At 34.8% G+C, this 24,993-nt stretch carries 24 protein-coding genes and 1 riboswitch; of the genes, 13 read left to right on the top strand and 11 right to left on the bottom strand.

Features of this window, described 5'->3' with window-relative positions:
* Positions 1-7: 7 nt before the first annotated feature.
* A complete protein-coding gene (locus DSM00_RS06955) occupies positions 8-307 on the bottom strand; it encodes a GNAT family N-acetyltransferase (protein ID WP_128757298.1) in 300 nt (99 codons plus the stop codon).
* A 151-nt stretch (positions 308-458) separates the two neighbouring features.
* Here DSM00_RS06955 and DSM00_RS06950 point away from each other — a divergent pair, with 151 nt between their 5' ends.
* Together DSM00_RS06950 and DSM00_RS06945 are read left to right on the top strand one after the other, a co-directional pair.
* Positions 459-1,109, top strand: a complete 651-nt coding sequence (locus DSM00_RS06950) for an alpha/beta hydrolase family protein (RefSeq protein WP_128757297.1) — start codon at positions 459-461, stop codon at positions 1,107-1,109.
* Positions 1,110-1,143: 34 nt separating this feature from the next.
* Positions 1,144-2,085, top strand: coding sequence for a lytic transglycosylase domain-containing protein (locus DSM00_RS06945; RefSeq protein WP_128757296.1), 942 nt, complete (start codon positions 1,144-1,146; stop codon positions 2,083-2,085).
* 67 nt (positions 2,086-2,152) lie between these two features.
* On the opposite strand, the gene DSM00_RS06940 is transcribed toward DSM00_RS06945, so the two are convergent.
* A complete protein-coding gene (locus DSM00_RS06940) occupies positions 2,153-2,857 on the bottom strand; it encodes a TlpA family protein disulfide reductase (RefSeq protein WP_128757295.1) in 705 nt (234 codons plus the stop codon).
* A gap of 151 nt (positions 2,858-3,008) precedes the next feature.
* Positions 3,009-3,563: a DUF2892 domain-containing protein gene (locus DSM00_RS06935; RefSeq protein WP_128757294.1), complete on the bottom strand. Its 555-nt coding sequence runs from the start codon at positions 3,561-3,563 to the stop codon at positions 3,009-3,011.
* 206 nt (positions 3,564-3,769) lie between these two features.
* Here DSM00_RS06935 and rpmH point away from each other — a divergent pair, with 206 nt between their 5' ends.
* The 3 genes from rpmH (at position 3,770) to DSM00_RS06920 (ending at position 7,614) form a co-directional block, all read left to right on the top strand.
* A complete protein-coding gene (gene rpmH / locus DSM00_RS06930; protein ID WP_028374856.1) occupies positions 3,770-3,931 on the top strand; it encodes a 50S ribosomal protein L34 in 162 nt (53 codons plus the stop codon).
* 109 nt (positions 3,932-4,040) lie between these two features.
* On the top strand, positions 4,041-6,893 hold the full coding sequence (gene carB / locus DSM00_RS06925; protein WP_128757293.1) for a carbamoyl-phosphate synthase large subunit: 2,853 nt from the start codon (positions 4,041-4,043) through the stop codon (positions 6,891-6,893).
* A gap of 127 nt (positions 6,894-7,020) precedes the next feature.
* On the top strand, positions 7,021-7,614 hold the full coding sequence (locus DSM00_RS06920) for a T9SS type A sorting domain-containing protein (RefSeq protein ID WP_128757292.1): 594 nt from the start codon (positions 7,021-7,023) through the stop codon (positions 7,612-7,614).
* Between the two features lie 52 nt (positions 7,615-7,666).
* On the opposite strand, the gene DSM00_RS06915 is transcribed toward DSM00_RS06920, so the two are convergent.
* The 6 genes from DSM00_RS06915 to DSM00_RS06890 all read right to left on the bottom strand — a co-directional run bounded on the left by DSM00_RS06915 (position 7,667) and on the right by DSM00_RS06890 (position 12,977).
* A complete protein-coding gene (locus tag DSM00_RS06915; protein ID WP_128757401.1) occupies positions 7,667-8,161 on the bottom strand; it encodes an acyl-CoA thioesterase in 495 nt (164 codons plus the stop codon).
* A gap of 73 nt (positions 8,162-8,234) precedes the next feature.
* Entirely contained in the window at positions 8,235-8,603 is a 369-nt protein-coding gene (locus tag DSM00_RS06910) for a 6-phosphogluconate dehydrogenase (RefSeq protein ID WP_128757291.1), read from the bottom strand.
* 41 nt (positions 8,604-8,644) lie between these two features.
* Entirely contained in the window at positions 8,645-9,979 is a 1,335-nt protein-coding gene (locus DSM00_RS06905) for a DNA recombination protein RmuC (protein WP_128757290.1), read from the bottom strand.
* 41 nt (positions 9,980-10,020) lie between these two features.
* Positions 10,021-10,812: an ABC transporter ATP-binding protein gene (locus DSM00_RS06900; RefSeq protein WP_164916306.1), complete on the bottom strand. Its 792-nt coding sequence runs from the start codon at positions 10,810-10,812 to the stop codon at positions 10,021-10,023.
* A 1-nt stretch (position 10,813) separates the two neighbouring features.
* Positions 10,814-11,842: an iron ABC transporter permease gene (locus DSM00_RS06895; RefSeq protein ID WP_128757289.1), complete on the bottom strand. Its 1,029-nt coding sequence runs from the start codon at positions 11,840-11,842 to the stop codon at positions 10,814-10,816.
* Entirely contained in the window at positions 11,835-12,977 is a 1,143-nt protein-coding gene (locus tag DSM00_RS06890) for an ABC transporter substrate-binding protein (RefSeq protein WP_128757288.1), read from the bottom strand. Before DSM00_RS06890 ends, DSM00_RS06895 begins: the two co-directional genes overlap by 8 nt.
* 101 nt (positions 12,978-13,078) lie before the next feature.
* Positions 13,079-13,355, top strand: a riboswitch (cobalamin riboswitch).
* Between the two features lie 30 nt (positions 13,356-13,385).
* On the opposite strand from DSM00_RS06890, the gene DSM00_RS06885 reads away from it, so the two are divergent.
* Positions 13,386-15,224, top strand: a complete 1,839-nt coding sequence (locus tag DSM00_RS06885) for a TonB-dependent receptor plug domain-containing protein (protein WP_128757287.1) — start codon at positions 13,386-13,388, stop codon at positions 15,222-15,224.
* A gap of 10 nt (positions 15,225-15,234) precedes the next feature.
* Positions 15,235-16,302, top strand: coding sequence for a YncE family protein (locus DSM00_RS06880; RefSeq protein WP_128757286.1), 1,068 nt, complete (start codon positions 15,235-15,237; stop codon positions 16,300-16,302).
* Between the two features lie 73 nt (positions 16,303-16,375).
* On the opposite strand, the gene DSM00_RS06875 is transcribed toward DSM00_RS06880, so the two are convergent.
* Positions 16,376-17,863 carry a S41 family peptidase gene (locus tag DSM00_RS06875; RefSeq protein ID WP_128757285.1) on the bottom strand — a complete coding sequence of 496 codons (1,488 nt, stop codon included), beginning with the start codon at positions 17,861-17,863 and terminating at the stop codon, positions 16,376-16,378.
* Between the two features lie 59 nt (positions 17,864-17,922).
* Positions 17,923-19,365, bottom strand: a complete 1,443-nt coding sequence (locus DSM00_RS06870; RefSeq protein ID WP_128757284.1) for a S41 family peptidase — start codon at positions 19,363-19,365, stop codon at positions 17,923-17,925.
* A gap of 110 nt (positions 19,366-19,475) precedes the next feature.
* Between DSM00_RS06870 and DSM00_RS06865 the strand changes: the two genes are divergently transcribed.
* The 6 genes from DSM00_RS06865 (at position 19,476) to DSM00_RS06840 (ending at position 24,927) form a co-directional block, all read left to right on the top strand.
* A complete protein-coding gene (locus DSM00_RS06865; RefSeq protein WP_128757283.1) occupies positions 19,476-19,985 on the top strand; it encodes an RNA polymerase sigma factor in 510 nt (169 codons plus the stop codon).
* Complete coding sequence (locus DSM00_RS06860; RefSeq protein WP_128757282.1) at positions 19,972-20,409, top strand: hypothetical protein; 438 nt, start codon at positions 19,972-19,974, stop codon at positions 20,407-20,409. Before DSM00_RS06865 ends, DSM00_RS06860 begins: the two co-directional genes overlap by 14 nt.
* Before the next feature lie 16 nt (positions 20,410-20,425).
* A complete protein-coding gene (locus DSM00_RS06855; protein WP_128757281.1) occupies positions 20,426-20,950 on the top strand; it encodes a DUF4252 domain-containing protein in 525 nt (174 codons plus the stop codon).
* Between the two features lies 1 nt (position 20,951).
* Positions 20,952-21,494, top strand: coding sequence for a DUF4252 domain-containing protein (locus DSM00_RS06850; RefSeq protein ID WP_128757280.1), 543 nt, complete (start codon positions 20,952-20,954; stop codon positions 21,492-21,494).
* A gap of 137 nt (positions 21,495-21,631) precedes the next feature.
* Entirely contained in the window at positions 21,632-23,725 is a 2,094-nt protein-coding gene (pta, locus tag DSM00_RS06845; protein ID WP_128757279.1) for a phosphate acetyltransferase, read from the top strand.
* A gap of 14 nt (positions 23,726-23,739) precedes the next feature.
* Positions 23,740-24,927, top strand: coding sequence for an acetate/propionate family kinase (locus DSM00_RS06840; RefSeq protein ID WP_128757278.1), 1,188 nt, complete (start codon positions 23,740-23,742; stop codon positions 24,925-24,927).
* Positions 24,928-24,993: the final 66 nt, after the last annotated feature.

The raw sequence follows: 24,993 nt of genomic DNA, 5'->3' as shown, positions 1-24,993 counted from the left end.
TTTGAGTCTAGATATTGATTCCGACAGGAAGTAATTTTTTATACTTTCTACGGTTAGACCTCATAAACTTTGCGATCTCAGGACTTGTAGGGACCAGACTGATGTTGCGATCTTCGACTTCTTTAAAAACAGTAACGATAAAATCATTCATTTTATCTTCAGTTCCTTCCGGCATTTTTATCTTTGTCAGAAAAATTTTTCGATCTTGAAGAGAATATTCAATTTTTGCCATTTTACCATCTATGGTGGCCTCAAATTGTCTTAAAAACTCGTTGTCTGTTAATTCAATCGCTGTCATTACATCCATATAAAATTTGTTTTAAGAAATTACGTTAAACTCGAGAAAGGAATTTGGAATATGTTTAAAACATAAAGTTATGTTAACATATTGTTACAAATATACAAAATTTTAATGGTTTTATTGAGGTTTAACTGTTAAAGCATTAATTCTAAGCTATATGATTCATGTTTATTTAATGCCTGGGATGGCTGCCAATCCTAGTATATTTGAATATTTAAAATTACCTGACACCCAGTTTACCTTGCATCCACTATCTTGGAAAATTCCTGAGGCAAATGATACATTAGAAGTCTATGCAAAAAAGATGCTAGAAGAGGTTAAGGAAGATAACCCAGTCCTTATAGGTGTTAGTTTTGGAGGTGTGATTGTTCAGGAAATGGCAAAATATATTACCGCTAAGAAAACGATAATTATAAGCAGTGTAAAAAGTAAAAATGAATTACCAAAGCGAATGCGCTTTAGTAGGGCGTTAGGATTGTATAGGATAGCTCCTGTAAGTCTTGTACGTAACATAGATACTCTGGCAAATTATGCAATTGGAGATCGGCTGAAGCATAAAGTTGCTTTATATCAAAAATATCTTTCGATTACTAATCCAGTTTATCTCAACTGGGCACTTCAACAAATGTTATGTTGGGAGCAAACTGAGTATAATGAAGATTTAGTACATATACACGGAACTGACGATCCTGTTTTTCCGTATAAATATATAGATAAGTGTATACCGATAAAAGGAGGAACACACGCAATGATTATTACAAAATGTAAGTGGTTTAACAATAATCTGCCAAAAATTATCGGGAATTAATCGCTAATTTGCAGATCAACTTAAAATTATTATAATGGTAAATATAAAATCAATTTTAGCTGGTGTAGGACTGGTGGCGACAACGGCAATTTGCATTCAGGCTGTACAGCAGGAAAGTGCAGATCCTGAGATTATGAAGGAGGAAAAACTGGTTAATGATTACAATGTTTATGCTATACCATTACCTGATGAAATGGATTTTGCGGGAGAAAAATTAGCTTTAAATGATCCTGACATTCGTGAGCGAATGGATAGAGAATTGCTTGTAAATACCTACTGGCAATCTAATGCTCTTTTGTTAATTAAGAGAGCTAACAAGTATTTCCCGATTATCGAACCTATTTTAAAAGAAGAGGGTTTACCAGATGACTTCAAATACTTAGCTGTTATAGAAAGTGGATTAACACAGGCTGTGTCTCCAGCACGAGCTACAGGTTTCTGGCAAATTCTTAGTTCTACCGGTAAAGAATTAGGTCTGGAGGTTAATGATAATGTTGATGAGCGTTATAATGTAGAATTATCGACTCGTGCTGCTTGTAAATATTTAAAAAACGCTAAAAATAATTTAGGTTCTTGGACATTGGCAGCAGCAGGTTACAACGCCGGAAATGCCGGTATAAGCCGTAGATTGAGAGAGCAAGAAGTTCACGATTATTATGATTTGTTGCTAGGAGAGGAAACGGGTAGATATGTTTTTAGAATACTAGCTTTAAAAGAAATCCTATCAGATCCTAAAAAGTATGGTTTGAATTTTACAGATAAAGATTTATATAATAAGGTGCCAACATACAAAGTGGAAATAGACACGCCAGTTACAAATTTTGTGAAGTTTGCTCAAGGATATGGTATTAATTATAAAATATTAAAACTGCATAATCCGTGGTTACGTGAAGATCACTTAAACAATAGTTCGGGTAAAAAGTATTACATTGAGATTCCTGAAAAAGGAGCTTATACATACACAGTAGGACAGTAGACAAGAAAAAGTATAAAAAAAAAGGGAACTGAAGAGTTCCCTTTTTTTTTATACTTTTTTCTAAAAATTAGAAGGTAGCCAGAGACTCTGGTAAATCTTTGAGGTTTATATTGAGATCTATATTAATTGCTGCAATTTGTCTCACAAGAAATCTCATATTCTCATTTAGTGTCTGATTGATACTCGCATTAAGCTTGTTTGCAGGTCTTCTTTTGAGGTCGAGAATTTCTCCATTACTTGCGATCACAAAAGATAATGAGAGTCCTAAGGAGTGCTTCAAAAGATTTACAGTTCGCATATGTTTATTCTGAGTTTCATCAACATAAACGACTTGTATTTTTTTATCAAATTGCTTAGACAGCTTTTTTACAGTGGATTTATCATCCCAAAATAAGACAACGAAATCTATCATATCACCATAGCGCTCAGCCATCTTATTTAAAACGGGAATTTCTCCTTCGCTTGGAATACACCAAGAGGCATAGGTAAGTATTAAGGTAGGACGTTCAATATCTTCTGTTGAAGTAAGAAAAGTATTAAGGCTTTCAAATTTTAAGGCATCGATGTAGGTGCCTTGTAAATGATCCTTGACGAGAGTATCTAAAAGGGATTTTGCATATGAGAGTTCTCCACGTTCTAAAGCATTATCTACTTTCGTGTTATATGCGTCTAAGTTTAATGTGAGTGCTTCAGAAAACAGGGTTTTGTGAGTTTCCTGAGCAGATAAATTAAAGAAAGATACCAATAAGATAAAGAGTAGTTTTTTTGCCATATACAATCCGTATATAGCGAAGTTAAATCTAGATATAGATATAACGAAAACTTATCGATAACCTGTTAAAATAATCAGGTAACTAACGTAACTTTCTGATAGTGAATAATCGACCTGAAGATTTCTGAAGCGTGTAGAATAGTGCTATATATTATCTTCTACCTCTTCCGTATTGTTGTTTTGGCATATTAGCAGCTTGTTTCATCTGCTTCTTCATCATTTTAATTTGCTCATCAAGCATATTGTGCTTGTCAAGTTTTTTAGCTTCAGTAAGAAGTAAATCAGCTTCGCGTCTTCGGTTCTTTGTCATTGCAATACCTGCAAGATTTATTTTTGCCATCGCCATATCTGCATCCATACTCAAACCTAATTGAACCGCTTTTTTGAAGTATTTTTCGGCTTGTGTCATATTTGTTTGCGATAACATAAGACCATTTAAGTAGTTATAATAACCATGTTGTTTTCTGGTTAAAGCAGCTTCAGGATTTTTAATCTTGTCGAGCCATTTTTTCGATCCTTCAAAATCTTGCTTGCGGAGGCGGAGAAATGCTAATATTAGAAATTCATTTTTGAAATAAAGTAAAATAAAAATACCCGATAAAAGTATAAGCATAATACCGTTGCCTATAGATCTATCTATAAATTGCCAGATTGCCAAGCAGAAAATAAGTATAGCAAGAACTAATTTTATATTTTTATTGAACATAATAGTGTTGTTTACCCTGTATTTAACAGGTGAATATACTCGTGTTTTTAAGAGCGAGCAAATGTAATAAAAACAATCTAAAAAAAAATATACTTTCCATTTGTTGAAATGGAAAGTGTTTGTATATTTGCGCCCAGCTTTTGAGAAGGTACTTCTTAAAGCATTTTAGTATAGAAAAGTTAAAGGAAGATTAAAGAAGATACACAATGAGCAAAAGAACGTTTCAACCTTCAAAGAGAAAAAGAAAAAATAAACACGGTTTTCGCGAGCGTATGGCTAGTGCAAACGGTCGTAAAGTACTTGCTCGTAGAAGAGCTAAGGGTAGAAAAAAACTATCTGTATCTTCTGAGCTAAGACATAAAAGATAAAAATGGTGAACAACCGTTAATATAATAAGGTGTTACTTTTTTAAGTAACACCTTTTTTTATAAATATGCCTTCCGTAATTTTATATAAAACTCTTAATCTGAGCCAACAATGCCTAAAAACAACAATCTAAAGTCTATTTTAATTATCGGTTCTGGCCCTATCGTTATAGGCCAGGCATGTGAATTTGATTATTCTGGAACACAAGCTTTACGTTCCCTTCGTGAAGATGGAATAGAAACAATTTTAATTAATTCTAATCCTGCAACAATAATGACAGACCCTACAATGGCTGATCATGTTTATTTGTTGCCACTCACCACAAAATCACTGGTTAAAATTTTAAAAGAACATCCTCAAATTGATGCAGTACTTCCTACGATGGGTGGGCAGACCGCATTAAATTTATGTATTGAGGCTGATGAAAAAGGAATTTGGAAAGATTTTGGAGTTGAGTTAATAGGTGTTGATATCGATGCAATTAACATTACTGAAGATCGTGAGAAATTTAGAGAGTTAATGCTAAAAATTGGTGTAGGTATGGCCCCTCAGGCAACTGCTACATCATTTTTAAAAGGAAAAGAAATAGCTCAGGAGTTTGGTTTTCCACTAGTAATTAGAGCTTCTTATACATTAGGAGGAGCAGGAGCTTCAATAGTTTATAAAGCTGAAGATTTTGATGAGCTTTTAAGCCGTGGTCTTGAGATTTCGCCCATTCACGAGGTGATGATCGACAAAGCTCTTATGGGTTGGAAAGAATATGAGTTAGAGTTACTGCGTGACAAAAATGATAATGTCGTAATTATATGTGCTATAGAAAATATGGATCCAATGGGCATTCATACTGGAGATTCTATAACAGTTGCGCCAGCAATGACTTTGAGTGATACCACGTATCAGAAAATGCGTGATATGGCAATACATATGATGCGTTCGATAGGTGATTTTGCAGGTGGTTGTAATGTACAATTTGCTGTAAGTCCTGACGATAAAGAAGACATAATTGCAATTGAAATTAATCCTCGTGTTTCTAGATCTTCGGCATTGGCATCTAAAGCAACAGGATATCCTATTGCAAAAATTGCATCTAAGTTAGCAATAGGCTACAATTTAGACGAATTACAGAATCAAATTACAAAATCTACATCAGCATTATTTGAGCCTACGCTAGACTATGTAATTGTAAAAATCCCTCGTTGGAATTTTGATAAATTTGAAGGAAGTGACCGTACTTTAGGTCTACAGATGAAGTCTGTAGGTGAAGTTATGGGTATAGGTCGCTCGTTTCAGGAAGCACTTCATAAAGCAACTCAATCACTTGAAATAAAGAGAAATGGTCTGGGTGCAGATGGTAAAGGGTATACTAATTATGACGAAATAATAGAAAAACTTACCTATCCTAGTTGGGATCGCGTATTTGTTATTTATGATGCAATTCAAATGGGAATCCCATTAAGTCGTATCCACGAGATAACGAAAATTGATATGTGGTTTTTAAAGCAATTTGAAGAAATGGACGCTTTAGAAAAGGAGATAGGTAAATTTAAGATAGAAACCTTAACGAGAGATTTATTGCTTGAAGCAAAGCAGAAAGGTTTTGCAGATCGTCAAATCGCGCATATGCTTGATTGCTTAGAAAGCCAGGTAACAACTAAGCGCGATGAATTGAAAATTAACCGTGTTTACAAGCTGGTAGATACGTGTGCGGCAGAGTTTGTTGCACAGACACCTTATTTCTATTCCACTTTTGAAAATGATATGCAATTAGCCTCTGGCGAAAGATTTGCAGATAACGAAAGTGTAGTAACCGAAAAGAAAAAAGTAGTTGTATTAGGCTCTGGACCTAACCGTATAGGTCAAGGAATAGAATTCGATTATTGCTGTGTTCACGGAGTTCTTGCAGCTTCAGAATGTGGGTATGAGACGATAATGATAAACTGTAACCCCGAAACGGTATCTACAGATTTTGATATTGCAGATAAATTATATTTTGAACCCGTATTCTGGGAGCATATATATGATATAATTCGTCACGAGAACCCAGTGGGGGTAATTGTTCAATTGGGTGGTCAAACTGCTCTTAAATTAGCTGAAAAATTAGACCGCTACGGAATTAAGATCATCGGCACTAGTTATAAAGCTCTTGATTTAGCTGAGGATCGCGGTAGTTTTTCTCGATTACTTAAAGAAAATAATATTCCTTATCCAGAATTTGATGTTGCTGAAACTGCAGAAGAAGCTCTTGCTGTCGCAGACAAATTAGATTTTCCAATACTGGTAAGACCTTCCTATGTGTTAGGTGGACAAGGAATGAAGATTGTTATAAATAAAGACGAATTAGAGGAGACTGTTGTTGATTTACTTCGTAAAATACCTAATAATAAACTATTGTTAGATCATTATCTTGATGGAGCAATAGAGGCTGAAGCTGATGCTATTTGTGACGGTGAGAATGTTTACATAATTGGGATTATGGAGCACATAGAGCCTTGCGGAATTCACTCGGGAGATTCTAATGCAACCTTGCCTCCGTTTAACTTAGGAGATCTTGTATTGCAACAGATTAAAGATCATACCCATAAAATTGCTCTGGCATTAAACACTGTAGGATTAATTAATATACAGTTTGCCATTAAAGACGATATGGTTTATATAATAGAAGCAAATCCTAGAGCATCAAGAACGGTTCCTTTTATTGCTAAAGCATACGGAGAACCTTATGTAAATTATGCTACTAAGGTTATGCTCGGCGAAAAGAAAGTAACCGATTTTAATTTTAATCCAAAATTAGAAGGTTACGCTATAAAGCAACCGGTATTCTCATTCAATAAGTTTCATAATGTAAACAAAAAACTAGGGCCTGAAATGAAAAGTACAGGTGAAAGTATCTTATTTATAGATAGTTTGAAGGACGATGCATTTTATGAGCTTTATGCCAGAAGAAAAATGTACCTTAGTAGATAAATTTTTTGCAACAATCAATTGTGGGCAACGTCATTAAGTAAAGATTATTATAATTATGGCACAATATTAGTATTTAATATGTGAAAGTTATTTAACTTTACAATGACCTCAAACACAGTAATATGGCATGAAATTTACCTGGTTATACATATTTATTTTCATTGTTGCAGCATCTATTAGTGCCCAAGAAACTCATATAATAGATTGGAAATCTGGTTCTAAGTCGCTTCAATCTACATTAGAAGTTGAAGTAGGAGATACCGTACAATGGGTTTTTGGAGAGAGTTTACCACAGAATGTTATAAATACTTCTTTTGGCACTCCATCATCCTTTGGGTTACGTAAATTTCAAACTAAAGGCAGTATATATGAATACGTTTTTGATAAGAAAGGTATTTATACATTTGAAAGTAGTTCTAAGAAAGGATTGAAAGGTGCTATTAAAGTGACTGATTCAAAATCTTTTTTTACTAAAGATAAAGAAGGTTATAAAATTTATCCCAATCCGGTAAAGGATAGAATATTTTTTGAAAATCCGGCTGAATCAGATCCTTTAGAGATCACGTTTTATGATGTACTAGGTAAACAGGTTAAACGAAATTTAATGAGTTCGTCAATGGCTCAAAACGGAATGGACGTTAGCGAATTGAAACGTGGAGTTTATTTGGTGCAAATTGATAATGGTATACGTTCATTTACACAGAAGCTCGTAAAGAACTAAGAAATATAAAAAGCAAAAAAAAAAGCGAACCAATTGGTTCGCTTTTTTTTACTTAGTACTGAAGCTCAACTTTATGAGAGTTTCGAAGAATTTCTAGATCTTCATTCCGAAGCTCTGTATTAAAAGAAGTTTCTTTTCGGTGATTTTTTTTCATTTCCTGTCTTCTAAGGCTTGTTAAAAATCGACGGACTTCTTTTTCTGTTTTTAAAACCAGTCCAGGTACCGGCATACTTTCTCCCTTATCATTTTTTGCTACCATTGTAAAATAACTGGAGTTGCAATGTTTAATAATTCCGCTATGAATATCTTCAGATTCAACACGTATACCTACAACCATCGAAGTACGACCTACAAAATTCACGGAAGCTTTCATAACAACCAGCTCACCAACTTCTATAGGTTTTAAAAAATCTACTGTATCTACTGATGCAGTTACACAATAATTTCCAGAGTGTTTAGAAGCGCACGCAAATGCAATCTGATCCATTAGTGATAAGATATAACCTCCGTGAATTTTACCACTGAAATTAGTGTGTGATGGTAACATAAGTTCACTTATAGTTACCTGAGATTGTTCAATTTTCTTAAACGTGTTCAATTTTAATAATTTTTGTTATTTATTACTGCCTGTTGAAGTGTGGAGAGTTTTCTTTTGAAATTTCAGTTATAAAATATTTGGTGTCTCCCCAAAAAAAGAACGTGGCATAACGTTCTACGTACGTAAGTTTTACATAGCTACCTTGATACGTTTTCAATTTTTCAATAACATCTTTTTCTCCACTCATTACAGAGAAATCAAATATTTGCGCACCACTAATCCCTTGACTAATCTGGCCTTCCCAGGTTTTTATCAAAACGCCTTTATTACTAAATTTGATCAGTTCACCGGCACGTGTTCCTTCACTGTAAGGTACCGCATATATAAAGCTGTAAAAAAGTAGTGCAAATACAAATATTGCAGCTAAAACAATTAGAAGTAATTTTTTCATTTTAAAGTTCTTAGTGATTTACAGGCTTGCAATATGCAACTCTAAATTTCTTTTTCATAATCTAAAGTATCATTAGCTCTTCTAATTAAATTGCTGTCTAGCTGCTTAGTTGCTTTAGCACCTAAACTTCTTAATTTTTCTACGCGTGTTATAAGATTACCTCTTCCGGTAAGTTTAGTCATAGTGCGCTCATACGTAGTGCTAACCGTCCCCAATTGATTGCCTATTTTAACAAGTTCATCGGTAAGCAAGGTAAAAGCATCATAAAGTTTCCCAGCCTGCGTAGCAATCTCGATCGCATTGCGTTTTTGTCTATCATTCTGCCATAAATTTTCAACTAATTTTAGCGCCGCCAGGAGTGTAGAGGGCGTAACTATAATTACATTTTTTGTAAATGCATCTTCATACAATTGTGGTTCATTTGCCGATGCAATCGCAAAAGCGGGTTCTATGGGTATAAACATAAAGACCGTATCTGGACTTTCCTCAAGAAGTGTATAATAATTTTTTGTACTTAGCGTCTCTATATGTTTTTTAATAGATATTATGTGTTGCTTTAAGTAAGAGCTTTTAAGTGTGGAGTCTTCTTCGGAAACAAAACGTTCAAAAGCAGTTAAAGAAACTTTACTATCGATGATCATTTTTTTTCCGTCGGGTAAATGTATAAGAACATCTGTTTGTAGGCGTTTACCCTCTGGAGTGAGATGACTATCTTGTATGGTGTATTCTCTGCCTAATTCTAGGCCAGATTTTTCAAGAACCCTTGTAAGAATAAGCTCTCCCCAATTACCTTGAATTTTTGAATCACCTTTGAGTGCTTTTGTAAGATTATCTGCATCCTTACTCATTTGAAGATTAAGGTCTGCGAGTCCCTTAATTTGCTGTCTAAGTTCGCTGTGGCGACCTAAACTTTCCTTATTTGTATCTTCTACTTTTTTCTCAAAGCTATTAATTCGCTCGTGCAGGGGCTTGAGTATAAGGTCTAAGTTTTCTTTATTCTGAAGTGTGAATTTAGAGGATTTCTCATCTAAAATTTTGCTTGCCACAATTTCAAAATCTTTAGTAAATTTTTGTTGTAGCTGTTCTAATTCGGCGGTTTTCTCCTCTATACGCTGCTCAAGATTTTCATAAGCTACAGTAGTGCTGGTCAATTCATTTTGCAAAAACTCTTTTTTTTGCTGTAAATGCTCACTTTTAAGATTTTGCTCTTTTAATTTATTTTCAGACTTTGATAGTTGTTCAGATTTTAGATTTAGGCGCTCGCTAAGCATCCCGGTTTCTGATTTATTCTTAAGTCGTGCAATAAAATAACCAAGCACAGAACCAAGAAGTAAACAGCCTAATCCTATACCTAAAAATAATAAGCTTTCGTTCATTGATATTTATTTCTATCAAAGATACAGATTAGGTATGCGTCTTATCTAATAAAAAATTGTTTTGATTGTGTATTGAAACCAATGGTATTATCTGGGAAAAGATTTTCAAAGACTCCAGATTGTATTAAATTATCAGGAGTATCAGTAATACAGGTTTTTCCTTTGATAACGATCATTTGATCGCAAAGAGAAAGAACAAATTCTATATCGTGCGTTGTGCTTAGAATTAATTTGTTGTGAGTATGAGCTATTTTCTTCAGTAGTAAAAAAATAGAGGCTTTATGGTGCAGATCCAGATGAGTTGTAGGTTCATCAAGTAAAATGATTTCTGTGTTTTGTGCTAAAGCACGTGCTATGAGAGCTCTCTGAAATTGACCATCACTTAATTCAAAACAAGAGGTGTTTTTAAAATTTTCCAATTCAGTAGCTCTAATAGCTTCTAAAATATGTTCTTTATCGCTATCTGTTAAAGTACCTAGCCAGTTTGTATATGGCTGTCTTCCTAAGGCGACCAGTTCCAATACCGTTAAGTTTTTTGAAATTTGCTGATTAGTAAGGACAAGACTAAGCGTTTTTGATCTTTGGACTGGATCAATGGCAGTGATTTTTCTTTTGTCTAGATATACCTCACCTTCTAAAGCTTTTTGCAAACCTGCTAAAGTGCGCAATAGTGTAGATTTGCCCGAACCATTTATACCCACTAATGATATGAAATTTCCTTTTTTGAGAGATAGATTTATATCCTCTAAGATGATCTTCTTATTGCCATTATTTGTGTAACCTACAGAGAGGTTTTTACAATAAAGATTCTGACTATCTTGAGACTTGATCATTTTAAAATAGGAGTTTCTTTTTTCTAATAAGAAGCCAGATAACAATAGGAGCCCCTATAATAGAAGTTATTGCATTTATAGGAAGTGTAAAATCTAATCCTGGCATTTGTGCAATGGTATCGCAAAATAATAAAAGTAAAGCACCACCCAGCATACAAGCGGGCATAAGAATCCAGTGATTAGATGCGGTAAACCATTGTCTTATCAAATGGGGTACTGCAAGTCCCACAAAAGCAATAGGACCTACAAATGCAGTTAAACTTCCAGCAAGAATACTTGTAGATATTAGAATAATAAATCTGCTTTTCTGTATAGAAACACCAATGGACTGTGCATAGGATTCGCCTAATAAAAGACTATTTAAACTTTTGGAAATACTTAATGCTAGTACTATTCCTAAACTATAACAAAGACAGAGCAATTGCAAAGCGCCCCAGGAAATATCTCCTAAGCTTCCAAAGGACCAAAACATGTAACGCTGTAGGTCTTCTGCCGGACTAAAATAAGCTAAGATGCTTACTACAGCAGCAGTTAAACTACCAAACATGAGACCTATAATTAGTAAAGCCATTGCATCTCGTACACGTGAAGCGACTAACAATACGACACTTAGAACAGCAAAACTGCCTAAGCTTGCAGCTAAAACTGTTCCCCAGCTTCCCGGGATAAGTATAGATGAAAGCCCGAGGGCGCTACCACCTAAAATAAAAAAAGCCACTCCAAGACTGGCACCACTGCTTATCCCTAAAACATAGGGTCCTGCCAAAGGATTTTTGAACAGGGTTTGCATCATCAAACCAGAAACTGCGAGACCACTTCCGGTTAAAAGTGCCGCTATGGCTTTTGGAATTCGGTAATCGATTATGATATATGTCCACGCTTCCTGGTTGTGATCTTTGCCAAGAAGAATAGAAATAATAGTATCTACAGGAATACGTACACTTCCCAGACTTATATTCACTAGAAAGAAGGCTATTAATAATATAACCAGTACTAAAATTTTTGGAGTATGATTTATAGAACTAATCAAGAGCTTTAAAAAAATGAGGTTTATGATCTAATTCTAGTTCAGGATGAAAAATAGCTACAAGATCTTCCAAAACCCAATCTGGTCTGGAGGAAGCCAATTCATAGTAAATTAAGCCGCCGGTTTCTCCTTTAGCACTTGCAAATCCATAAATCTTTCGTTCTTTAAAAGCTTTAAATTGTTGATAAGCTGCACTGGTATTTCCTAATTCGTCATAGTTTTCAAAAGAATTGGGAGCAATCCAGAAGTCAGCATTCTGTGCTGTAGTAAGCACCTCTTCAATACTTAGAGATGTACTGCCGGTACCTCGGGTATCTTTGTACAAATAATCTGCATTTGCATCTGCGATAAGTTGGGCAGCCCAGCTTTCACCTTTTGGAAGATACCACACATCTTTGAACATTGCACCGCTTAAAACGGTAGGGCTAGAGTTAGCATTTTGAGCTCTATTTTTTAAAGTAAGATAGTTTGTTTCAATATCTTTAAAAATAGAATCTGCTATAGCTTCTTTATCATATAGCGCAGCGAAAAACTTTATCCATTCCGCTTGGCCTAAAGGAGTTTTTTCAACCCAATCCCCATTATAAAAAACAGGAATACCCGCTCGTTGTATAGAATTAAGCGCTTTATTCTCACCGGCAACTCCAAAACTTATTACGACATCGGGCTGAAGACTTATTGTACTTTCAGTATTAATAGATTCGTTTTGACCTAAATCTTTTATCTGACCGGCTGCAATACGCTTTCTCACTGTTTTTGAAGAGATATAATCAAGGTTAGGGAAACCTTTTAGTGTTTGAGTTACCCCCAATAATTCTAATGCCGGAAGGTGGGTAGTTGAAGTAACTACAATATTTTTGACAGGTATTTGTATAGTAGCATCAACCTCTATTCCATGCGGTAAAACAGCCTCATCCTTTAATAAAGCATAGTTGAAAACGACTTCACTATCTGGCCAAGCCTTTGTAACAGAAAGAATTTTATAACTTCCATAATCTACAATCTCAAAACCAGTGGCATAATCGATTTGCTGTTTGATTCCTTTGTCACTAACAGAAATTTTCTTATTTACTTCTTTTTTACAAGAGTTTAAAAGTCCAGAAATACAAATAAATAGTAGGATTGCAGAAGTGCGCATTTCGGTTAAGATAGGTTTAAAATTGATCACGAATCTAATAATTCATTTTTCAAAAGTAAGATTAATTAAAAAAAGCAAGGTAGCGTAACACATTTGATTAACTTCGCGCTTTAGTTTTTGGTGTCATTTTTTATTCTAAAAAATGACTTAAAAGGGAATCAGGTGATTTCACACGAAGTAGAAAAAGCCAATACGAAATTTAATGATTTTGTATTTTTTATTTCATAGTTAGAAAATTCCTGAGCTGTTCCCGCAACTGTAAGCTTAATCCGCCTTTAGCGGATGGTGAAGATTGTTCTTAAATACCACTGCCTTATGAGGTGGGAAGGTTAATCTTTATACGCAAGCCAGGAGACCTGCCAGGAATAACATTTAACAAATGACTTTCGGGATAAAGGTCTGGCGCATATGAAGTATTTAAAAAACTACATTATTATTTCGGTAATGCTTTTGACATTATCGGTTACCGGTCAGGAACGCGTGTTTACTGCTTTGGATTCTGTGTATTTAACAGATTCTAAATTAAAGGAATTTTCTACCGGAAGAAATCTGATTAGTATATCAGATTCTCTGCTACGTAATAATAGTGCCCTTCTTACCAATATGCTTAATTTTAATACACCTGTTTATTTTAAGGAAAATGGTTTGGGAATGGTCTCTTCACCTTCTTTTAGAGGCACAGGTGCATCTCAAACAGCTGTTTTATGGAATGGGATTAATATAAATTCTCAGTTTAATGGTCAGCTTGATTTTAATACAGTCAATGTCGGCGCATATAGCGAGATATCGGTAAGAGGCGGTGGTGGTAGTGTTGTTTATGGTACAGGTGCTATAGGAGGTAGTGTGCATTTAAATACGAGGCTAACATATGAAGATCAACAAACGCATAATCTTTTTCTGCAATACGGAAGTTACAACACCAAGGATGCCCGATACCATTTTAAATTGGGTACAGACCAATGGAGTTTAAATCTGGCATTGTCACGAAACAGTAGCGATAACGACTATGATTACCCAAATGATAGTAAGAATTTAAATGGTCAATTTGAGAATACGGCTTTAAATGTAGGTCTGGGATTTAAGATTAATAACAAGAATTCCATCAGAATTTTCAGTGAACTTTTTGACGGGGAGCGCCATTTTTCATTAATAAGAGCTTCAGAAACAGCCACTAAATATCAAGACTTAAACAGTAAGAATTTGCTGGAGTGGGAAAGTCGATTTGGAGAATTTACTTCGATTACCCGTTTAGCTTATCTTGATGAATATTATAAGTACTTCGGAAATCTTAATTACGATTCGTTCACCTTTGGAAGAGCTCAAACATTTATCGCAAAATATGATTTGAGTTATTCGGTTACAGATGATCTAACTCTGAATACCGTTTTGACTAATACTAACACGACTGGAGAAGGTTCCAGTTTGGGAGAAAACGATCGGAATATTTTTGCAGCTGCTCTTTTAATGAAACATCAGTTGGGTTCAGACTTTAAATACGAATTGGGGTTTAGAAAAGAAGCTACAGCCAATTATGAAAGTCCATTTTTGTTTTCTGTTGGAGCTACAAAAGACTTTAGTGATTTTTTCAGTTTAAATGTTAATGCTTCCCGAAACTTTAGAATTCCTACATACAATGATCTGTACTGGTCATCAGCAGGAAATCCTGATTTACATCCAGAGAAATCTTTGCAAGGGCAGTTAGGTGCTGTTTTAAATTTCAACTCGTTGCGTTTAAATATCACAGGATATTACAATTCTGTTAGAGATATGATTCGCTGGTTGCCTGGAAGCGATGGGGTTTGGAGACCGGTTAATGAAGATGAAGTGCAGATTTATGGTTTAGAATCTGCCTTAAATTGGTTCAAAAATTTTAAATATAATCACCAAGTTTCTTTAAATGCAACCTATGCGTATACGCTTTCAGAAAATAAAGGAACCGGTTACCAACTTATTTATGTCCCTTTTCACAAAGCAACTGCCAGTCTGAACTATAACTATAAACGACTGCATACTAACCTACAATTTCTATATGTAGGATCCGTCTTTACGCGTAGTGATAACAACAGCCGTTATAATCTGAATGCCTATTCAGTGGGTAATTTTAGTCTAGGATATCGCCTAGGCAAATCAGAAAAAATTGAACTGGGTTGGCGAATTAATAATTTTTTAGACACCGAATATCAAAGTGTTGAGAATCGTTGGATGCCAGGTCGAAACTATACTATGTATTTAAATTTTAAACTATAAACAATAAAAAATGAAAATCAATAAACTTACACTTTTAGCGCTGTTAAGCGTATTTATTTTAAACAGCTGTTCTGATGATACAGATGATCTTATCGATCAAGTTCCCGAAGGTGATTATACTGATGGTTTTTTTGTATTGAATGAGGGTGGAATAGGTACAGTAACTTATATAAGTGACGATCTTAGTAACGTGGAGCAAGATATTTTTGCAAGCGCTAATCCTAATGCAGCAGACCTAGGAGCATACACACAATCAATATTTTTTGATGATAATAATAGAGCTTACATTATTTCTAATGGATCAAATTTAATTACTGTAGTAGACCGTTACACTTTTGAGTTAATTGATGTGATTGATGAAGGTTTAACTGTACCAAAATATGGGGTTGTATATAAAGGTAAAGCTTATGTAACCAATAATAATACATTTGATGATTATACTTATGACAATGATAATCCTCCAGCAAGTTATGATGATTTCATTGCGGTAATTGACTTAGAAACTTTATCTGTTGAATCAACTATTGAAACCGATAGCTATACGGAACAGATTGAAGAAGAAGATGGATTGATCTATGTAAATGGTTCTTCTTTTGGTTATGGAAATACTATAAATGTGATAAACCCTTCTTCAAATGCTGTTGTACGAACAATTTCTACTGCTTTTGGAGTCAACTCTTTTGATATAGAAGACGGTTCAATTTATACACTTTCTAGTAATGCATATGAAGTGTTTAATAAAGATAATGGAGAGCAAATAAGTATTTTAGAATTTTCAGATTTGAGTGGAGCATCAAATTTAGTTTTAGAAGATGACAAGGCTTATTTCACTGTCAATCGGTCTGTTTATGTGATGGAACAAAACAGTACAACTGAACCGGAAAAAGCGCTTCTTACTTATAGTTCTACATCTCAATATGGCGCAATGTATGGTTTTGCTGCAAAAGATGGTCGTATTTACATCGCTGACGGAGGAGATTTTTCTTCTGATAGTTTTGTTGAAATCTATTCAACAAATGGAAGTTTATTAAAGAATATAACAGTTGGATTAGGACCAAACGGTTTCTATTTTAACTAAACAATTTTATAAACTTTAAGGCATAAAAAATCCGCTGAATTATCAGCGGATTTTTTTATACTATACTAATAGATTATTTATTTATGTTGGGACGTTTGTTATCGTACATTCTTTGATAGGTAGGTGAGAACATATCGGTCTCCCCAATAAGTTGATAAGCAGGTCCCGCACTTCTTTTTGTAGTTCTACTTCTGCCTAATATTTGATCTAGAGCTAAGCTTAGAAGTGGTTCAGTAGGATTACCCAATTCACCAAGATTTGTTAGATCTTCCTCTAATTCAAAGTCAGGTTCGATTCCTGTAGGAGGTCCTACCACATCATCTGCATTTCTGTAAGTATAGATTAAGGGTTGTATCGCATATGTATGATTTGGATTTGCATTCGTTCTGCCAAAATTATCTGAATCATATAAAGTTGTTGATGCTTGAAATTTACCTACTGTAGTACTGCCTATAGTTTTTACATCTATATACGGTCTAAGACCTATAATTGTAAGTTCACTTGCTGAAGCTGTACTGCCAGTTCCTATGACGTATAAACGCATAAGGTTTAGACTGTTTATAGGTTGTTCTGAAGCCGTACCTGTATAAATTGTAGAATTAAATCTACTTAGTAAACTTTCTGGAGATTGAGATTCAAAATACGCTTGCGCTTCGGCATTCCATTGTTGCTTAGTTATAATTTCACCATCAAATTGACCAGTAATCATAGATGTTAAGTCGATAGCTGTCGCTACAGAACCTCCACCATTGTAACGTAAATCGAGAACTAAGTCGGTTATTCCATCTGCTTTAAATTGAGCAAATGCATTATTAAGCTCATCATCAAAATTAGAAACGAATGAATTATACATTAGATATCCAATTTTTGCACCGTCGATTTCTAATGTTTTAGCGATATACACTGGGTTTTCTTCAAATCCTTCTACTTTACTTAGCGTTACGGTCTCACCCGTAGGGCTTACCGTATTATTTGCTACAGCAGCTATACTTAACGTGTAGGTGTCTTGAGCTAACAAAGTTTGATAATTGTTTATTGTTAGCGTTGTACCATCAATTTCAGTAAATAAATCACCGCGTTCAATAATTGTTTCAGAAGCAGTAGAATTTGGCGCTACATAGCGTACATAACCGAAAATATTATCTGAATTTGAAAAACGGACAAGGCTAAACTTTAATCCGTTACTTTTACTTACACCAGAAAAACTATTTTCTAATTCAATATAATTATCGGTAAGAAAACTAAAGCGATCTTGATCTGATAGTAAGTCATCATTGTAAAATGCTTCTGGATCGGGGTTTTCTGAAAGATACTTTACGTACGAGTCCTCATCAGTAAAGAACGTATCTGCAAGCTCAGGAATATCTCCTTTATATAGATAATACAAATTCATTGCTCCATACATAAAATCCTGAATAGGATAATCTGAACGATTTAACTCTTCTTCTGGTTCTGGTTCTACAACCGGATCAACTACTTCTGGCTCTTGAACATCATCACTTGTAGAACAGGAACTAAAACTGACGGTTGCCAAAAGCGCTACTAAAAAATACTTTTTCATATTTATTTTTAAAAAATTAATGATTTTGGGTAAATATTGCTGCTCAAAATAGCGTTTAACTATCTATTTGGCAAGTCTAAAACATACATACGCTGAAAATTTGGAGTAAACATTTTACTTTCTCCTACAACTTCCATAGAGTTTTCCAATTTAGAGCTTTTAGTTGCTGAACTGCGACCCAATATTTGATCAATCGCGACTTTTAATAAAGGTTCATTAGGATCTCCCAGTATTCCTAGATTTGACGGAGTTTCAGCAATTTCAAAATCGGGTACAATTCCTGTAGCGGGACCTACGGTTCCATTGGCATTTGCATACGTGTAGATTAAAGGTTGTATAGCATAGAAGTGATTTGGGTTGACATTTTGTCTCCCAAAATTTTCTGAATCGTACAGCGTCGTTGATGCTTGAAATTTACCCACAGTTGTAGTGCCTATAGTTTTTATCTCAATATAGGGTTTAAGTCCTATAATTGTAAGTTCACTTGCAGAAGCAGTGCTCCCAGTACCTATAATAAATAATCGAGAAAGATTAAGGCTATTAATAGATTCGCCGGTACGAATAGTAGAATTAAAGCGGTCAAGTAAATCTTCGGGATCATTAGATTCAAAAGCAGCTTGTAGTTCAGGATTCCATTGTTGCTTAGTAATAATTTCACCATTAAACTGACCGGTAATCATTGAGGTAAGATCAACTGCAGATTCTACAGATCCGCCACCGTTATATCTTAAATCTAAGACCAGGTCGCTTATACCATCTGCCTTAAATTGTGCAAATGTATCATTTAGTTCATCATCAAAATCTGCTGTATATGCGTTATACATAAGATAACCAATTTTAGCCCCCTCAATGGTAAGTGTTTTAGCTATCAAAATAGGATTTTCGATCAAACCTTCCTCTTTGGTAAGTGTAACACTTCTGCCATTCTCAATTATAGAAGTGGTTGTTCCATCATTTGTAATATCTGCAAGTGTAAGTGTATACGTGTCTAATGCAAGCAAATCGATATAATTTGTAAGCGTTAAAGAAGTGCCATTTACCTTAGTGAAGGCGTCACCTCGTTTAATTTCTTTTGTCGCAGCATTAGAATTAGGAATTATATAACGCACATAACCTACAATATCGCTACTACCCGGAGCTACACGCACCAGCCGGTATTCAAGGCCATTATCTTTACTTACGCCAGCAAATCTATCTTCTAGTTCACGATAGTCATTTGTAATAAAGCTAAATCGATCCTGACCAGAAAGTAAGTCTTCAAATAAGTCTTCGGGAGTATTAAATGGATCTAAATAGCTATTTGGGTCACTCTGATCATTAAAAAAATCATTTGCTAAAACAGGCACATCCGGTTTATAGAGGTAATAAATATTCATTGCTGAATAAATAAAGTTCTTAATTTCCAGATTACTTACTATTTGCACATCATCACGATCTTCACTACATGAGATGGTAAATAATGCGCAACAAAATAAAATTAGGGGCAAGGTAGTCTTCTTCATAAAACTGTTTAAGTACATATTAAAAATACGGTATAATTGTAGTATTGGTTTTTATCGCTGTAACAAAAATAAGAGCTAGTCGTCTTCCTTATAACAAACCTTAACAATAAATGAACCAAAAAGAGTTTTTATCGAAAGTTACTCCAGTTCAGGACAGGTTATATCGCCTTGCTAAACGACTGCTAGTTTCTGAAGATGAAGCTCAAGATGCAACTCAGGAAATTTTAATCAAATTATGGTCACAGCGTAAGAAGATTGCGAAGTTGCGTAGTATAGAGGCATTTGCAGTGACAATGACTAAGAATTACTGTTTAGATAAGCTAAAAGCCAAAAGCAGTTCTAATTTGCAACTGGTGCATACTAACTATGAAGATCATCAATATAACACCGTTAGAGCGAGTGAAGTTAATGATAGTGTGAATTGGGTTTATATATTAATGAATGATTTGCCGGAGCAGCAACGTATGATATTGCATTTAAGAGATGTTGAACAATATACTAATAGTGAGATTGCAAAAGAATTAGATTTAAATGAAACAGCGGTACGTGTCGCGCTGTCTAGAGCTCGAAAAACGATACGTGAAGAATTGCTAAAAAAACATAATTATGGAATTAAATAAAATCGAAAATCTACTTGAGCTTTACTTTGAGGGAACTACTTCCTTAGAGCAAGAGGCTAAGTTGAGGGATTACTTTACTAGTGATGAAGTAGCCCCGCATCTGGAGGAGTATACGCCTCTTTTTACAGCTTTCGCGAAAGCAAAACAAGAACGTTTTAATCGTAAAATAGAATTGCCTCAAACTAAAAAGTCGTGGCAGTGGATACCTATTGCAGCAAGTATTGTACTCTGTCTTGGACTGTTTTTGACCTTTAATAATAAACGTGGGTCTGATAATGACTTAGGTACTTATAAAGATCCTGAAATTGCAGCCCTTAAAACAAAGCAAGCGCTTTTTATGATGGGTAATTTTATGAATAAAAGTACAGCGCAATTAGATAATCTAGATGCATTTGAAGAAACAACCAAAGAAATTTTAAAATAATTTAAATCAAAAAACGATGAATAAATTAGTAATTACATTAATACTGGTAGGATTTAGTTTTACCGCTTTTGCACAGAAAAATTTTGAAAAATTTGAAGATATGCAAGGAGTTACCTCTATGGTAATGAATCAAAAAATGTTTAAACTTCTTAGTGATATGGATCTTGATTCTAAAGATCCAGAAATGAAGAGTTACATTGAGATGGTTAACAGTCTTCAGGATATTAAGGTGTTCACAACAAAAAACGCTAATGCTGCTCAGCAGTTAAAGGGTGAGTTTAAGTCTTATCTTACAAGTGCAAATTTGCAACAGTTAATGCAGGTTAAGGATGAAGGTAAAAATGTAAATTTTTACTACAAACCGGGAAAGAGCGATAATTTTGTAAGTGAGTTTGTGATGTTTTTAGATGGAGTTTCAAGCAAGGAAGACACCGTCTTAATCAGAATTACTGGTGATATCAACTTAAAAGAAATAGGTAAAATCGCAAACAGCATCAACTTCAAAGGAAGTGAGCAGCTTAAAAATGTAAAAGTAAATTAATATGAATGCAATAAAAGGAATTCTTGTAATCCTCTTAGCAATTGCTTTTACGAGTTGTCAAGACAAGCAAACGCTACAGGAGTACTATGTTGATAGTAAGGAAAATGATGCTTTTATTTTAGTAGATGTGCCTACAAGTTTGATTGCTCCATCTGCAGAAGAAATGACCGAAGATCAAAAGAAGGTGTTGAAGTCGGTAAAGAAAGTTAATCTATTGGCTTATGCTAAAACAGATAGCGACTTCTATACTTCTGAAACCTTAAAAGTAAAAGAGATTCTTGCAGATGATAATTATGAGGAGCTGATGAAATTTGGAAATCCCAGTCAGCGGATGCGTTTATTTATCAAGAGTCAGGAAGAGTCTATAGATGAGATAGTCGTATTTGCTCAAGACGAAAAAAAAGGTTTTTTACTAGCTCGTGTTCTTGGTGATAAAATGAATGTCGCAGATATGGTACGCTTTGCAGAGACTATGGATACAAGCAGTACTGCATTTAATACTGCGGGCTTCGAAGGTGTAATGGATGTTTTTAATAACAAATAACATCCACCAAATTAAAGTTTAAAAAAGGATCTCTCACGAGATCCTTTTTAGTTTATAAAAGATTTTACGACTTATAATTACTAACTAGTATGGGGTTAAAAATGAATAATTGTATTTTTAAATAAATACACAAAACGATGAGCAGAGGAATATATATTGCAACTATAGAACCTAATAGCGGTAAAGCAATTGTATCACTGGGTCTTATGCGTACACTACTGGGCAAAACTGCTAAAGTAGGTTACTTCAGACCCATAATAGATGATGTGAAAAACAAGGAAAAGGATAATCACATTAATACGATTCTTTCATATTTTGATATTCAGTTAGATTATAAGGAGGCATATGCATTTACAAGAAGTGAGGTAATTAAAAAGCGTAACAAAGGGAAAGCAGGTGAAATTCTCGATATAATAATTACAAAATATAAAAACCTCGAAGAGCGTTTTGATTTTATACTTGTTGAAGGCTCAGATTTTACAGGAGAAGGCACCGTGTTTGAATTTGACACCAACGTGCTGATCGCTAAAAATCTTGGACTTCCAGTAATTCTTGTGGGTAACGGTGTAGGAAAATCTGAAGAGGATTTATTCGGAAGCTTACAAATTGCATATACCAGCTTTCTCGATAAAGACGTTTCGGTAATAGGAGTAGTGGCAAACAAAGTGCAGAGTTCTAATTTAAAAAAGGTAAAAAAAGGATTACGCAGTTTTCTGCCAGAAAATGTAGATGTATATGCCATTCCTTATACTGAAGAACTTGCACATCCTACCATTAAAGAAATTGTATATGCATTAGATGGTGAAGTGCTCTTTGGAGAAGATCTTTTAGACAATCAAACCGGTAATTTTGGGGTAGGGGCGATGCAGCTTAGAAATTATTTAACCCATCTTAAGCAAGATAGTCTGGTAATTACTCCAGGCGACCGAGCCGATATTATTTTAGGTGCTTTACAAGCGCATATATCTACTAATTATCCACGAATTTCAGGTATTATACTAACAGGTGGTCTCATACCAGAGGAACCTATATTACAGCTCATACGTGGTCTTTCTCAAATAGTTCCTATAGTTTCAGTGAGTGATGGTACATTTTCGGTTACAAATCGTATCGGTAATATCAAATCCCAAATTTATGCTTCAAGTAAACCTAAAATTGAAACTTCACTCACCGTTTTTGAAAAAGAAGTCTCTTTTGATAAACTGATAGAACGACTTATTAATCTCAAACCTAGAGGTATTACTCCGAGAATGTTTCAGTACGGCTTGATGAAACGAGCACGAACAGAACAAAAGCATATCGTGATGCCTGAAGGTACAGATGCACGTATTCTCACTGCTGCTGTTAGACTAGTTGAGTTAGATATCGTTAAAATAACTTTGTTAGGAGATTCTGATAAAGTAAAAGAAAAGGCTGTACAGTTAAACTTACCGCTCAATCTGGAGAAAATTACAATCATAGATCCGGTAAAGTCTGCGCATTTTGATGATTACGTGAAAACCTTTTATGAATTGCGTAAACATAAAAATGTAAATATGGACATTGCCCGTGATTGGATGACAGATGTTTCCTATTATGGCACAATGATGATTTATAAAGGTCACGCAGATGGTATGGTAAGTGGTGCGGCTCATACTACACAACATACTATAAGACCAGCGCTTCAGTTTATAAAAACTAAACCTGGAGTTTCAGTAGTGTCTTCCGTATTTTTTATGTGTCTTGAAGATCGGGTTTCTGTTTTTGGAGATTGCGCAATTAATCCTAATCCTTCAGCAGAAGAACTAGCAGAGATTGCTATTTCTTCCGCAGAAAGTAGTTTGGCATTTGGTATAGAGCCTAAAATTGCTATGCTATCGTATTCTTCAGGTACTTCCGGAAAAGGGGCAGATGTAGATAGAGTACGAGAGGCAACATTACTTGTTAAAAATATACGTCCAGATTTAAAAGTTGAAGGGCCTATACAATATGATGCTGCAGTAGATGCGACCATTGGTAAAAGTAAACTACCAGATTCTGAAGTTGCCGGGGAAGCAAGTGTTCTAATTTTTCCAGATTTAAACACAGGTAATAATACCTATAAAGCGGTACAGCGTGAGACGGGAGCTTTAGCAATCGGTCCTATGCTTCAAGGCTTAAATAAGCCAGTAAATGATTTAAGTAGAGGTTGTACTGTAGATGATGTTTTTAACACAGTGATTATTACTGCAATTCAGGCTCAAGGCTTGTAAAAAAAAGATAATAGATGAATATATTAGTTATAAATTCCGGAAGTTCTTCAATAAAATTTCAACTTATATGTATGCCTGAAGCGAGTGTGATGGCATCGGGTATTGTAGAGCGTATAGGTATAGATGGTGGTCAAATCACCTATAAAGCCGGAATGAGAGAATTTACTGAAAAAGCGCATTTTGAAGATCATACTGCAGGCTTATACAAAATTTCTAGTCTCTTAATGGATTTAAAATATGGGGTTATTGATGATACAGATGAGGTAGATGCTGTGGGACATCGCGTGGTTCACGGCGGACAACGTTTTACGGAAACTATAGAAATTAATGAAGATGTAAAGGAAAACATCAAACGCTTATTTTCTTTGGCACCCTTACACAATCCTGCAAATTTAACGGGAATTGAAGTTGCCGAAAAGCTTTTTGATAAGGCGCCTCAGTTCTGTGTTTTTGATACAGCTTTTTTTAAGTCTGTCCCGCAAATGGCATATCAATATGCTATACCACAACATTTTATGACTGAAAACAGAATACGACTTTATGGTTTTCACGGGACTAGTCATAAATATGTAAGTAAAAAGGCAATTGACTATTTACAGAAGCCAGAATCAAAGATTATTACGATTCACTTGGGTAATGGTTGTAGTATGGCTGCAATTAAAGATGGACTTCCCATAGATACTTCGTTAGGCTTTGGACCGGCAAATGGTCTTATAATGGGTACTCGCGCCGGAGACATAGATCAGAGCGTGGTATTCTATATGCAAGAACATTTAGGATATTCTATAAGTGAGGTTAATGATATTCTGAATAAAAAAAGCGGAATGCTGGGACTCACAGGTTTTAGCGATTTAAGAGATATTGAGGAAGCTGCGGCAAGTGGAGATGCCACGTGCAAATTAGCTCTGGAAATGAATGCATACCGTATTAAAAAATATATTGGCGCATATGCTGCTGCATTAAATGGTTTGGATGCCCTAGTTTTTACAGCAGGAATTGGAGAAAATAGTAGTTATTTACGTAGTGCAGTTTGCCGTGATATGAATTATCTAGGTGTTTATCTGGATGAAAACAGCAATGCGGAACGTTCTAAGAAGCTAAGAGAGATACACGCTCAAGAATCTCGTGTAAAAGTTTTAGTTATTCCTACAAATGAAGAGTTAGAAATAGCAAATCAGGTCTATGATTTAATCGAAGACTAATACGTAATTAGTTTAATTCAAATCGGAATTATTTAAAAGATCATCGCTAAACCTGAAAGTACTTGT

This window comes from Leeuwenhoekiella aequorea, assembly GCF_004104375.1.
GTDB lineage: Bacteria > Bacteroidota > Bacteroidia > Flavobacteriales > Flavobacteriaceae > Leeuwenhoekiella > Leeuwenhoekiella aequorea.
Note: the sequence above shows the minus strand (reverse complement) of the source record. Positions and strands in the feature narration are given on the sequence as shown.

Bases quoted from the DNA above. Each gene is read 5' to 3' on its own strand.
- DSM00_RS06955 (WP_128757298.1), bottom strand. From the start codon at position 307: ATGGATGTAATGACAGCGATTGAATTAACAGACAACGAGTTTTTAAGA.
- DSM00_RS06950 (WP_128757297.1), top strand. From the start codon at position 459: ATGATTCATGTTTATTTAATGCCTGGGATGGCTGCCAATCCTAGTATA.
- DSM00_RS06945 (WP_128757296.1), top strand. From the start codon at position 1,144: ATGGTAAATATAAAATCAATTTTAGCTGGTGTAGGACTGGTGGCGACA.
- DSM00_RS06940 (WP_128757295.1), bottom strand. From the start codon at position 2,857: ATGGCAAAAAAACTACTCTTTATCTTATTGGTATCTTTCTTTAATTTA.
- DSM00_RS06935 (WP_128757294.1), bottom strand. From the start codon at position 3,563: ATGTTCAATAAAAATATAAAATTAGTTCTTGCTATACTTATTTTCTGC.
- rpmH (WP_028374856.1), top strand. From the start codon at position 3,770: ATGAGCAAAAGAACGTTTCAACCTTCAAAGAGAAAAAGAAAAAATAAA.
- carB (WP_128757293.1), top strand. From the start codon at position 4,041: ATGCCTAAAAACAACAATCTAAAGTCTATTTTAATTATCGGTTCTGGC.
- DSM00_RS06920 (WP_128757292.1), top strand. From the start codon at position 7,021: ATGAAATTTACCTGGTTATACATATTTATTTTCATTGTTGCAGCATCT.
- DSM00_RS06915 (WP_128757401.1), bottom strand. From the start codon at position 8,161: ATGTTACCATCACACACTAATTTCAGTGGTAAAATTCACGGAGGTTAT.
- DSM00_RS06910 (WP_128757291.1), bottom strand. From the start codon at position 8,603: ATGAAAAAATTACTTCTAATTGTTTTAGCTGCAATATTTGTATTTGCA.
- DSM00_RS06905 (WP_128757290.1), bottom strand. From the start codon at position 9,979: ATGAACGAAAGCTTATTATTTTTAGGTATAGGATTAGGCTGTTTACTT.
- DSM00_RS06900 (WP_164916306.1), bottom strand. From the start codon at position 10,812: ATGATCAAGTCTCAAGATAGTCAGAATCTTTATTGTAAAAACCTCTCT.
- DSM00_RS06890 (WP_128757288.1), bottom strand. From the start codon at position 12,977: ATGCGCACTTCTGCAATCCTACTATTTATTTGTATTTCTGGACTTTTA.
- DSM00_RS06885 (WP_128757287.1), top strand. From the start codon at position 13,386: ATGAAGTATTTAAAAAACTACATTATTATTTCGGTAATGCTTTTGACA.
- DSM00_RS06880 (WP_128757286.1), top strand. From the start codon at position 15,235: ATGAAAATCAATAAACTTACACTTTTAGCGCTGTTAAGCGTATTTATT.
- DSM00_RS06875 (WP_128757285.1), bottom strand. From the start codon at position 17,863: ATGAAAAAGTATTTTTTAGTAGCGCTTTTGGCAACCGTCAGTTTTAGT.
- DSM00_RS06870 (WP_128757284.1), bottom strand. From the start codon at position 19,365: ATGAAGAAGACTACCTTGCCCCTAATTTTATTTTGTTGCGCATTATTT.
- DSM00_RS06865 (WP_128757283.1), top strand. From the start codon at position 19,476: ATGAACCAAAAAGAGTTTTTATCGAAAGTTACTCCAGTTCAGGACAGG.
- DSM00_RS06860 (WP_128757282.1), top strand. From the start codon at position 19,972: ATGGAATTAAATAAAATCGAAAATCTACTTGAGCTTTACTTTGAGGGA.
- DSM00_RS06855 (WP_128757281.1), top strand. From the start codon at position 20,426: ATGAATAAATTAGTAATTACATTAATACTGGTAGGATTTAGTTTTACC.
- DSM00_RS06850 (WP_128757280.1), top strand. From the start codon at position 20,952: ATGAATGCAATAAAAGGAATTCTTGTAATCCTCTTAGCAATTGCTTTT.
- pta (WP_128757279.1), top strand. From the start codon at position 21,632: ATGAGCAGAGGAATATATATTGCAACTATAGAACCTAATAGCGGTAAA.
- DSM00_RS06840 (WP_128757278.1), top strand. From the start codon at position 23,740: ATGAATATATTAGTTATAAATTCCGGAAGTTCTTCAATAAAATTTCAA.